The following is an 11126-nucleotide window of genomic DNA, read 5'->3' on the forward strand; positions in this document are numbered from 1 at the left end:
TATGTTAGAGTCGATAGGAGCGTTCCCTGTTCCCTGCTATAGGTTGGTGTTAATCAGATTTTTACTGTATTTTCCAACAAGTTTTATTTCTGATTTAGCCTTTTCGCCATTTTAATTAACGATGGTTCAGCGCATCTTTGCTTTCTCCTTGCTCTATAGTTACCAGATTTAGCTACCAGTATTTCTATCTTTTAACCCCGCTTTAGCCTGTTGGTTGCTACCCATACAAACTGGGGGTTATGCTTTCACCTGATGCAATTGAGGGATAGGACTTGATACACTGTATCTTATCTATAAATGTAATCATTTATCACCAGTCTTGTCAACTGGGTTAAACGAATCACATATTCATAAATTAATTATAGCTTTGTTCTTGAAAAATGAGAGTAAAACTTGTACCATTGCTACAATCAACTTCAAGGGATGCCTCTAATTGATCTGCTAAAATACTAACTAATCTTAATCCCAAGGATGGAGTATCTTCCCAATCAAAGTCATTGGGAATCCCTATACCATTATCACTGATTTTCAGAAAAATCTGTTCTTTTTGCTCAAGTTTTAACTCGATTTTAATGGCTCCATATTGAGAATTTGGAAAAGCATATTTAAAAGAATTTGTGACTAACTCATTAATTAAAAGTCCACAGGGAATCGCACTTTCTAAACTTAATGTGACGGGTTGAACATCGAGAATGATTTCAACCTGACAGTGTTTTGTTTGATAGGATAACGATAATTTTTCCACAAGATTTTGAATATAATTGGCAAAATTCACCTGTGATAAATCATTTGATTGATAAAGCTGTTCGTGAATTAGTGCCATTGTTTGAATTCGATTTTGACTTTCGGCAAATAAATTGCGTTGTTCCTCCTGTTCCAAGGTATCTGCTTGTAAATCTAATAAATTAGAAATTACATAGAGATTATTTTTAACTCGATGGTGAATTTCTCGCAATAAAACTTCTTTTTCTAGGAGTGAGGCTTTAATTTTTTCTTCCGCTTTTAAGCGCTCCGTAACATCTCGACAGACACAAATTAATAAATCATCATCGGTTAAAGTTAGTGAGACTTCTTCTGTAAAAATACTGCCATCTTTGCGTTGAGCAGTTGCTTCTCCTTGCCAATGATGTTGTTGAGATAAAATCGGAAAAGTATGCTGTTGAAAATAGTCTAGTTGTTCGGGTTTATACAGTGCCTCCCAACTTTTTCCCAGTAATTCTTCAGGATAAGTATAACCAAAGAGTTCAACATGAGCTTGATTCAAATAAATGTATTGTCCATCCTTTAAAATAGCAATGCCATCAATGGCGGCTTCAATGGCAGCTAACTGTTGTTTTAAGGCTTCTTGAGCTTTTTGAAGTTCCGTAATATCCGTATGGGCGCCCACCATGCGGATGACATTTCCCTGGTCATCTTTAAGATGAATTGCTCTGGATAAAATATAGACGGTGGAGCCATTTTTATGATGAAAACGTTGAACAGCTTGAAACCGATCAATTCGACCTTGGTTATAGTCTTCAATTAATTTTGTAGTGGCAATTTTATCCTCGGCAAAAATGACTTGATCCCAGGAGGATAATTGATTCGGTAATTCGTCATTATTATAGCCTATCATCTCTTTCCAACGGGGCGATAAATAAAGATTACCTGTGACAAAATCCCAATCCCAAAATCCATCTTGGGCGGCTTGAATGGCTAACTGAAACCGTTCTTGAGCTACTTTAATTTCGGCTTCTGTGCGTTTGCGTTCTCTTAAATCTTGAGCAATACCTAAAAATCCACTAATATTTCCCGTTTGATCTCGTAAGCTAGAAACGGACAGTAAGACTGGAAAATGTGTGCCATCTTTATGAACATAAATCCATTCTCGTTCTTCTTTTTGTCCGAGACGAGATTTAGCAACAAATACTTCAAATCCGGGTGCAATTTCAGTTCCTAATTCTAAGGATAAACTATAGGAACGTTCTATAACTTCTTCAGAATTATGAATGATAGCTGGAGTTTTTTTACCGATAATTTCTTCAGCTTGATAACCGAGTAAATTTTCTGCCGCCCGGTTCCAAACTTGAATAATGCCATTGATATCTGTAGAAATAATCGCGTAATTTGCCCCATCTAAAATCGCTTGTTGAAACTGATTTAATTCTAAAAGTTTAGCTTCTGCTAATTTGCGCTCTGTAATATCTAACATAATTGATAAATATTGGAACGGTTTATCCTCCTGATTGACAAAGGGAACAATCGTACTATCTACCCAATAATAGTCTCCATTTTTAGCTTGATTTCTGATTTCTCCCTGCCAAACTTTGCCTTGAGGAATGGTTAACCAAAGTTGTTGAAATAAACTCGAAGGATGATAGCCAGAATTAATTAAATTATGGGTTTTGCCTAAAGATTCTTCAGGAGAATATTGAAAGAGTTGACAGAATTTATCATTAACATAAGTGATCAACCCGTTAGCATCTGTAATTACGACGATTGCCATTTCATCGAGGGCTAATTTATGATAAGTTAATTCTTTGAGAGCTTTTTGTAGCTGTTCTTCTGCCTGTTTTTTAGCGGTGACATCGTGGAAAAATGATTGAATAACCGTTGGTTTACCATCCTTAATTTGACAGTTAGCACTGCCTTCTAAAATCACAATTTCTCCGGTTTTTGTTAAAAATCTTGTTTCAATTAAATTCTGTTTGGTAATAGTTCCATTTTTTAACTGTTCAAAAATTTGACGCCATTTAGGAGTCTGGTTAAAATCAATTATATCAAAAACTGATAAATTTTTAATATCTTCATCGCTATATTTTAAGGTTTCTTTCCAAGCTCGATTTACATAAATAAAATGTCCATCTTCAGAGGAAATTAGTTGAATTAAATCACTGGCATTTTCAAATAAATCCTGCAACTGTTCTTGACTTGCTTGTAAATCTATTAATAATTGAGCTTGAGCAAGCGCAATTCCCACTTGATCGGAAATTTGCTGCATGATCTCAATTTCAAACTCTGTCCATTTATGGGGTGCAAAGCATTGATGCGCTAACATTAATCCCCAGAGTTGCTGATTTTGAAAAATCGGAATAATTAATTTTGATTTCACCTGTAACTGCTGCATTAATGCTCTCATACACAAACTTTCAGGTCTGTCCGATGGATAAGCTGCTTCGATATTATCAATCACTTTCACTTTTCTTTGTTCATAAAAGCGTTCACACTCACTTGAAAAAGTTTCGTCGGTAAAATATTGATCAAGTATTGATAAGTCAGGAAAAATAACTGATTCTGTAATTGTTTTTCCCGATCCGTTGGGGAAAATTCGATAGATTAATACGCGATCGCAATCTAAAATCTGGCGAATTTCTGTCACGGCGGCTTGCAAAATATCTCCTAGTTGCAAAGATTGACGAATATTGAGGGTAATATCAGCCAATAACTCTAATTTCTGATTTTGATCATGTAATTTTTTTTCTGTTCGTCTATATAATATTTTTTCTAATTTGACTTGCTGATGCAGTTTTTCTTCTAACTGTTTTTGGGGAGTAATATCCCTAGAAATTCCCAAAAAAGATATTAAAATGCCATCGGGTGTATATTCAGGAACCAGTCGAGTTTCATACCAGTTTGAACTTGACATTGTGGGAAAGGGATATTCAATCAGTTGCTCTTTCTCTGTTTCTATTCCCTTTTGAAGCAAGGTTTTCCAAAGATTGACTAGCTCTTGATCATATCCTACATCGTCTAAAGATTTACCGATTAAATCTTTAGCAGGAACCGGGATAAATTTTTGAATTGCACTATTAACATAGAGATACCGATAATCTAAATCAATTCTAAATATAATATCAGGATTGGTTTCAACAATAACTTGAAACTCTTTTTCTCGATAATACAATTTTTCATTGCTTTCTTGGACTTGTTTTTCCAAGTTAAGGTTACGGTCTTCTAGCAGTTCAATTATTTCATCTTGTAAGTATTTAACTTGTTTATGTAAGACTTCAATAACATTATAAACTTCTAAGGGCTGTAACACTTGTAAAATATTAGTTCGGGTCACCAGTCCCACTAATTCCCCCTGATTTCCAGTCACAATTAAGCGACCAATGTGATGGGATTCTATTGTTTCATAGGCAATATTCAAAGTATCTTCACCACGCAATGTTAACAGGGGTGAACTCATAACCTTTGCCGATGGAGTATAATTAAAATCGAGTTTTAACGTTTTAAACTGGACTAAATCTCGTTCTGTGATGATTCCAAGCGGAATGGGTTGTGGGGTTTCCTCAACAATCACTACACAACTAATATGATGCTTTGACATCAGTTGTGCTATATTTAATAAAGGAGTTTGAGGAGTCGCACAAATCACCTGGAGATTCATCACTTCAAAAACTTTTCTGAACCGCAACAAATTTGCTGGTTCTATAGAACTTATAATCGTATCATAGGTGATTAATCCCACCAGTTTATCTTGATTAACTACCGGGATATGACGAATGGAATTCCGGTGAAACTGCTCGATGACAGAGAAAATATCCTGCGGTTCTAAATATTGAAGCGTCACAACAGGTTGACTCATTACCTCTGCGACATTAACCCCGGTTGTGTTTTTTCCTGTGGCGATCCAGTGAATTATATTTCGTTCTGTAACAATACCAATGGGTCTATTATTACTATTATTATCCACAATAATTACACAACTTCCCCGTCCTTCTGTTTTGGCATTTTCTAGGAGGTTAAATTCCGGTGAGGTAGGATAACAAATGCTTCTGGTGTGAGTAATTAATTCGATCACCTGATCTAACGGGGTATCGGGTGTTACTGTTATCGGATCGGGGATCACCGCAGTTTCTAAGTTTTCTGACCAAATCATAAATTCACCGCTATAAGTACCTAAACAAAATTAATTACACATCCTCCACCCTGTTCCTTCCCCTCCTATCCCCCCACGGGGGGTTTGGGGGGCTGTTCCCTCTCTCAACTAGGTAATTTATTTTGTGTAACTACTTAATTGTGTACAAGACTTTAAAAAACGGGTAGGAATATCAATTCTATTTCCCCAATGGAGATGTAAATAAGACCCATGAACATTAGAACAATTTCCCCAACCTTCTAATACGGGGGCAGTGGTTTGCGAGGACATAAAACGCTGCATTTCATATAAAGGATCAGACGGATTTTCTATCAGTTCAGACCGATGAAACTCATGTCCGGTGATTATTTCTCCCTCTAATAATAAAGGAGTATTTTTTAAAACCTTTGCTTGATAATACCCTAATTTTAAGCGTTTTCCCATAACCGCAGTGGTTGGTAAGATTCCCACCATTGGCCAAGCATTATTTTCAAAGTCAATAATCTCTTCACACAAATACATTAACCCCCCACATTCTGCATAAGTCGGTATCCCTGATAAAATAGCCGTTTTAACTGCGTTTAAAATTAACTGATTTTGACTTAATTCTTGAGCAAATACTTCGGGAAAACCTCCGCCAAAATATAATCCTTTAATATCGGTCGGAAGTTGCTCATCCTTTAATGGACTCCATTCGATTAATTCTGCACCCAACTGTTGTAAAATCTCTAAATTATCGGCATAATAAAAATTAAATGCCGCATCTTTAGCGATCGCAATTCTAATCGGTTGATAGTTATGTTCAAACCGTAAGGTAGGGATAGAATTTTCCCGCTTAACTGAATTACTCAGATCAGAAATTAGAGTATTTTTTAATAAGGGTAATAATTTTTCCCAGTCAAACCAAGTTTGGGCTAATTCAGCTAACTCTTGAATGAATAAATCCATCTGCGGCAGTTCATTCGTGGGAATTAACCCCAAATGGCGATCGGGAATCACAATATTTTCCTGTCTTTTAATTATTCCAATAATCGGAATATTCAGAGGTTCTAAGAAGGCTTTTAATAGTTCTAAATGGCGATCACTTCCCACTTTATTTAAAACTAAACCCTCCAATTTTATATCAGGATTAAAGTTTTTAAACCCCATGGCGATCGCAGCAATAGAACCCGATAATCGACTACAATCTAAGACTAAAATTACAGGTAAATCAAGAATCAAAGCAATTTGAGCCGTGGAAGCAATCGGAACTTTTTCCCCATTAGGAATCCCATCAAACAGACCCATAACTCCCTCAATTAAACCATAATCACAGGTCTGAATATGTTGATTATAACAGGCTTTAATATAGGATTCTGAAGTTAAAATCGAATCTAAATTATAACAAGGTTTACCCGTAACATAGTGATGAAACATGGGATCAATATAATCGGGGCCAACCTTAAAAGATTGGATATTAGAATTGTGTTTTTTTAAATAGGATAAAATAGCTAGTGTAATAGTTGTTTTACCAACTCCACTCCTTTCTCCAGCAACAATCAGCGTCATAATCTAACAATTTGAGTTAATAAGGTCATAGAAACAGGGTTTTGGGGCGAGTCTGATTTTTACCCCTAAAGCTGATTATAAAAATCGCCAAAGATAAGCGAAAAAGATCGCCGTAATTGCCCCAATTAATGTATTAATAAAATTCACAATTTCATTAGTTAACCATGTCCATTTTGTCTGTAAGGTTGCCCCAATCACACTTTCCAAATTAGTAGCAATAAACGCCGCTATCACACTCCAAATAATCCCCCAACTATCAATTAAACCCGCACTCCAAGCTAACACAGAAACCACAATAGAAGCCACCACCCCGGCTAAAGTCCCCTCCAAACTCACAGCCCCTTCCGTACCTTTAGGCACAGGTTTTAATGTAGTAATTAAAAAAGTCTGTTTCCCGTAGGCTTTGCCAATTTCACTACCACAGGTGTCGGATAATTTTGTACTAAAACTGGCAACATATCCTAATAATAATAACGGAATCCAAGATTGTATTCCAACTGTATCAGGAAAAAATAATTGTAGGGAAAATACCCCTAACCCACATAACATTCCCGTTAACGCCGAACCCCAGACATTTTCTGGCCCCCGGGCTCCCCCGCGTTTTTCCGCAATTCCAGAGGCTTCCTTTTCGGCTTTACCAATTCTGGTAACACCCGAACCCACCAAAAAATAGAATACCACAATCAGATAACCTCGCCAACCCAAACATCCCCAAATCAGCACTCCCAATATCCAAGCATGAATCCATCCGGCGGGGGTTAATAACTTTTTGGCGGCAATCACCCCTAAACTAATTAAAACTGTATTTAAAGCGATCGCAAATAACCAAGGATTAAGCGACACTAATTCATAAATCATAAATTTGATCTCAAAACCATGAATAAAACATTATTCCATCTTGCCTTTCCCGTGAACAATATCGAACAAACTAAAGCCTTTTATGGGGAGGGTTTAGGGTGCGAAATCGGTCGAGAAACCCGCAATTCCATCATTATGAACCTCTACGGCCATCAAATTGTCGCCCATGTCGGTCAAGAACCCCTAACACCCCAAAATGGTATTTATCCCCGACACTTTGGGTTAATCTTTACTTCCGAGACAGACTGGGAAACTCTCTTAGACCGTGCCCAAAAAAAACACCTGAAATTTTACCAAGAGCCCAAACGCCGTTTTCCGAGTTTACCTACAGAACACCGCACTTTTTTCCTAGAAGATCCTTTTTATAATCTCTTGGAATTCAAATATTACTGTCATCCCGAAGCCGTATTTGGCTGTAACGAATACGCCCAGGTTGGCGACATTTAAAGGGTAGCGGGTGACACCGAACGGGTCAAGGTTTTTAGAGGTGAATTTAAGGCTTTCTCTACCATAGCTAAACTTTTGGGATCGTTTACCATCCAAGCATGGAGAAAAACATTAACCGTGAATTCTTCACCAATAGAGATATGAGAACTTTCAGCCGGGACAATCATCCCATCCAAAGGTGTCCAAATGGAGGTAAAATTGATCGAGTCTAGGACTTCTAAATCCCGATTTAAGTCTTCTAAAAACGGACTATGGGAACGCATTTGGGATGCAGCCAAGGTGGGGTAAAGATATCCCGTTAAGGTTCCGTTGTGGGGGGAGGAAATCGTGATCAGACGTTGAACTCGTTCAATTCCTCCCAAGCGTTGGACATAATAACGACTAACAATTCCTCCCATACTAAACCCGATTAAATCAATCGGTTGTTCCGGGGGGAAGGTTTGATTCACATAAGCTGTAATTTGTTGGGCTAAGGCTTCTAAGCCAAATCGACCATCATTAGGAATCAGATTCAGACTGTGAATATCCCATCCCCGTTTAGTTAGATGGGCTGTCATGGTTTTAAAAATTGCTTTGGTATCAAATATACCGTGAATCAATAAAACCGGATGGCGAGGGCTGCTGTTATCCATGGGATTTTAAATTGGATTAATATTGGTTCCAACTTAGACTATCACGGGAGATTCTGGATGCAACTAGGGGCCATTCCTGCAACTGGTCATTGATTAACTGCTCACTCCTATTCTGAGAAATTTGTAAATAAATGCAAACAGATGAGAGATTTTTTACCGAAACCTAGGAAAATCGGGAGTTTTGTTTAAACAAAATGTAACAATATGTAAATTTTTGTAGACAAATCTTTCATTTTTCCCTAGTCTGAATTCAGGGCTCAGGCTTGAAACTTCCTAAAAATACCCACGGAGTAAGTATAATGTTAAATAAATTTTTTGGTTCTAAGAAAAAAGATGGATATTATTTAGAGTTTGGCGATGCTCAAGATAAACAAGCATCTCCAGCCGAGTCTAAACCCGCACCTAAAGCAAAAGCAGCATCAGCAAAAGCAGCAAAAGATCAACCCGAAACTGTGGCTGTGGCTAAACCCCAAACCACAACCGTTGCTCCTCCTGCCCCTCAACCCGCCCCAGTTGAGGAACCCGCCCCCCTTAACCCCCAGGTAAAAACCCCTGCTGGTATGAACTTTTCTACGGAATATTTAACCTCCTCATCCCCTACCCCCCGTCGTCGGCCCGGGCCGAGTCTGGCGATGTTCACAGATATGGCAAATCAGATGAATCGCTCCTAATCTGCTGAAGTGTCAAAACCATCAACCTCTCTAGCTATCTGCATCAGGCTGGGGAGGTTAATAGTTTTTTGGGCTTTTGGTTTTTTTTGATTGTTGATGGGTTGACCCCAAAAGTTGGCTTAGAAGGGCAAGGCTTTAAACCCAAATCTCTGGTAATATTTAAGATAGAATAGAATTGTGTGATCGATCAATTAATATGGGAACCCTGAGTGCCAAGGGTGCTAAATAATCTACTTAATTTTGATAGGCTAATCAACAATGCACCAAGTGCCTGCCGACTCATGACGGTGCTATCGTTGGTTGGTTGCTGTCATCAACTTGAGAATTTTCTAGGTGACTGAGATCCCTTCAGTCTCTTTTCTGCTCATGGCTAAAGCCATGCTCGTTTCTAAATTTCTATGAGGTTTCTATGACAAAAGACACCGATCTGATCAAAAGTCTTAGCCCCAGTGCCATGGATCAGATTCTGTTATATCTGGCTTTTAGCGCCATGCGAACCAGTGGACATCGACATGGGGCGTTTCTCGATGCGGCTGCCACGGCGGCGAAATGTGCCATTTACATGACCTATATGGAACAGGGAAAAAACCTGAGAATGACAGGACACCTGCACCATATTGAACCCAAGCGAGTCAAGGTGATTGTTGAAGAAGTTCAACAAGCATTAACCGAAGGCAAACTATTAAAAATGTTGGGGTCTCAAGAACCTCGATATTTGATTCAGTTTCCCTATGTTTGGTTAGAAAATTATCCTTGGCAACCGGGACACTCTCGGATTTCAGGTAGTAGTTTAACTCAAGAAGAAAAGCGGGTGATTGAAACTAAACTCCCTAAATATTTACCCGATGCTCAATTAATTAATTCTTTTCAATTTATGGAATTAATTGATTTTTTACATACACGTTCTCAGGAAGATTTAGAACCGAATCGGAGAATGCCTTTGAGTGAAGCCTTAGCCGAACATATTAAGCGCCGTTTAACCTATTCTGAAACCGTAATCAAAATCGAATCCCCTTGGGGAATGCCGTTTTATGCCCTAAATCGAGCCACCTATTCCCCTGAAGATCAGGAGGAAAGAACTTTTATTATGGTGGAAGATACAGCCAGATATTTTAGATTAATGAAGGACTGGGCTGAACGTCAACCTAGGGTAATAAGGGTTTTAGAAGAATTAGATATACCCCCGGAACGAATTGATCGAGCCATTGAAGAATTAGATGAAATTATTCGGCAATGGGCGGATCGATATCATCAAGCGGGAGGAGAAACCATGGTGGTACAAATGGTATTCGGGCCAAAGGAGGAAGAACAGTAATTCAAGACGTTTAAGAATGTTAAAAATACAGAAGTATTGACACTCTCACCGTCTGAAGACACGCTCGATTCTAACTTCAACCTGGACACTTGCTCGACCAGACTTTCATCAAGAGGAGTAGAGGTTTCCAGTCCATTAGCGTTACTTTGGGGATGCCCTCCCCTAGCTTGTTTACCAAGATTTAGAATATTAATTGCAGCATTTGTATCTCTATGCAACTCACATCCACAATTACAAACATGGGTGCGGGTTGATAGAGATTTTTTCACTATTACCCCACAATTAGAACATTTCTGTGAAGTGTAATGGGGTGCAACCGGAATTGCTGATTTATCAAATTTAGCCGCAAAATATTCTATCCATTTTCTCAACAAATACCAGCTAACATCACTAATTGATTTAGCTAAACAATGGTTTTTAACCATATTTCTAACACTTAAATCTTCATAGACTACTACATCGTTAGATGTGCATACGTTACGCGCAATTCTCTTTGCGTGTTCATTCCGTTGTCTACTTACTTTTAAGTGTTTTTTACTGTAAACTTTCCTAGCTTTCCGTCTCCCCGATGAACCTTTAACTTTCTTATAGATTTGTTTCTGAGATTGCTTAATTGATTGTTCAGCTTTTCTCAAAAACTTAGGATTAACTTCTTGATATCCATTGGAGTCTGTGTAAAACGACTCAATACCAACATCAAGTCCTATTTCTTTTCCGGTTTTGGGTTGAATATCGGTGACATTAATATTCAGACAAAATTGTGCGTAATATCCATCGGCACGACGAATTAAACGCACCCGTTTTATGTCCTTAAC

8 protein-coding genes are annotated in these 11126 nt (G+C 38.1%); 3 read left to right on the forward strand and 5 right to left on the reverse strand.

Going from position 1 to position 11126, the window contains the following annotated elements:
* Window positions 1–355 precede the first annotated feature (355 nt).
* The 3 genes from AC559H_RS01345 to AC559H_RS01355 form a co-directional block, all read right to left on the reverse strand.
* On the reverse strand, window positions 356–4861 hold the full coding sequence (locus AC559H_RS01345) for a PAS domain S-box protein (protein WP_026793696.1): 4506 nt from the start codon (window positions 4859–4861) through the stop codon (window positions 356–358).
* A 117-nt stretch (window positions 4862–4978) separates the two neighbouring features.
* Window positions 4979–6388 carry a cobyrinic acid a,c-diamide synthase CobB gene (locus AC559H_RS01350; protein WP_026793695.1) on the reverse strand — a complete coding sequence of 470 codons (1410 nt, stop codon included), beginning with the start codon at window positions 6386–6388 and terminating at the stop codon, window positions 4979–4981.
* A 75-nt stretch (window positions 6389–6463) separates the two neighbouring features.
* The gene (locus tag AC559H_RS01355; protein ID WP_026793694.1) at window positions 6464–7246 is read right to left on the reverse strand and encodes a TIGR00297 family protein; all 783 of its coding nucleotides are present in this window, start codon (window positions 7244–7246) and stop codon (window positions 6464–6466) included.
* An 18-nt stretch (window positions 7247–7264) separates the two neighbouring features.
* Here AC559H_RS01355 and AC559H_RS01360 point away from each other — a divergent pair, with 18 nt between their 5' ends.
* Entirely contained in the window at window positions 7265–7693 is a 429-nt protein-coding gene (locus AC559H_RS01360) for a VOC family protein (protein ID WP_026787145.1), read from the forward strand.
* On the opposite strand, the gene AC559H_RS01365 is transcribed toward AC559H_RS01360, so the two are convergent.
* Window positions 7690–8325, reverse strand: a complete 636-nt coding sequence (locus AC559H_RS01365; RefSeq protein ID WP_026787146.1) for a lipase family alpha/beta hydrolase — start codon at window positions 8323–8325, stop codon at window positions 7690–7692. The genes AC559H_RS01360 and AC559H_RS01365 overlap by 4 nt on opposite strands.
* A gap of 299 nt (window positions 8326–8624) precedes the next feature.
* On the opposite strand from AC559H_RS01365, the gene AC559H_RS01370 reads away from it, so the two are divergent.
* A complete protein-coding gene (locus AC559H_RS01370) occupies window positions 8625–8996 on the forward strand; it encodes a hypothetical protein (RefSeq protein ID WP_036832456.1) in 372 nt (123 codons plus the stop codon).
* 409 nt (window positions 8997–9405) lie between these two features.
* Complete coding sequence (hetR, locus tag AC559H_RS01375; RefSeq protein WP_026798416.1) at window positions 9406–10311, forward strand: heterocyst differentiation master regulator HetR; 906 nt, start codon at window positions 9406–9408, stop codon at window positions 10309–10311.
* Here hetR and AC559H_RS01380 read toward each other — a convergent pair.
* Window positions 10248–11126: RNA-guided endonuclease InsQ/TnpB family protein (locus AC559H_RS01380; protein WP_237746345.1), on the reverse strand; the 879-nt coding region annotated here is incomplete at its 5' end. The two genes, hetR and AC559H_RS01380, sit on opposite strands and share 64 nt — an antisense overlap.

The sequence above is a fragment of the Planktothrix prolifica NIVA-CYA 540 genome, assembly GCF_963864145.1.
GTDB lineage: Bacteria > Cyanobacteriota > Cyanobacteriia > Cyanobacteriales > Microcoleaceae > Planktothrix > Planktothrix agardhii.